Here is a 699-nt window from a genome sequence, read left to right on the forward strand (position 1 = left end):
ATCCAAGCGGTTGATGATAAGGTACAAGCCTTTTTGGCATTAGATGAAGAAAGAGCGCGCGCATACGCGAAGGAGCTTGATGAGGCGGTTGACGGCCGTTCTGAGCACGGTCTTCTTTTCGGTATGCCGATCGGCGTAAAAGATAATATCGTAACAAAAGGGCTGCGTACAACATGCTCCAGCAAAATTCTCGAAAACTTTGATCCGATTTACGATGCTACTGTCGTTCAGCGCCTTCAAGACGCTGAAGCGGTCACAATCGGAAAACTGAACATGGACGAATTCGCCATGGGGTCATCTACAGAAAACTCAGCTTACAAGCTGACGAAAAACCCTTGGAACCTGGATACAGTTCCCGGCGGTTCAAGCGGCGGATCTGCAGCTGCGGTTGCTGCGGGAGAAGTTCCGTTTTCTCTTGGATCTGACACAGGCGGCTCCATCCGTCAGCCGGCATCTTTCTGCGGCGTTGTCGGATTAAAACCTACATACGGACGTGTATCTCGTTACGGCCTGGTCGCATTTGCGTCTTCATTAGACCAAATCGGGCCGATTACACGTACGGTTGAGGATAACGCGTTTTTACTTCAAGCGATTTCCGGCGTAGACAAAATGGACTCCACGAGTGCAAATGTGGACGTGCCTGATTTTCTTTCTTCATTAAATGGCGACATCAAAGGACTGAAAATCGCCGTTCCGAAA

At 49.5% G+C, this 699-nt stretch carries 1 protein-coding gene; it reads left to right on the forward strand.

The window, feature by feature from the left end; translation table 11 throughout:
* Positions 1 to 699, forward strand: a 699-nt coding sequence (locus ACWHAR_RS27395; RefSeq protein ID WP_452088472.1) for an amidase family protein, incomplete at both ends; no start/stop codon positions are given.

The sequence above is a fragment of the Bacillus sp. LR--39 genome (assembly GCF_053613335.1).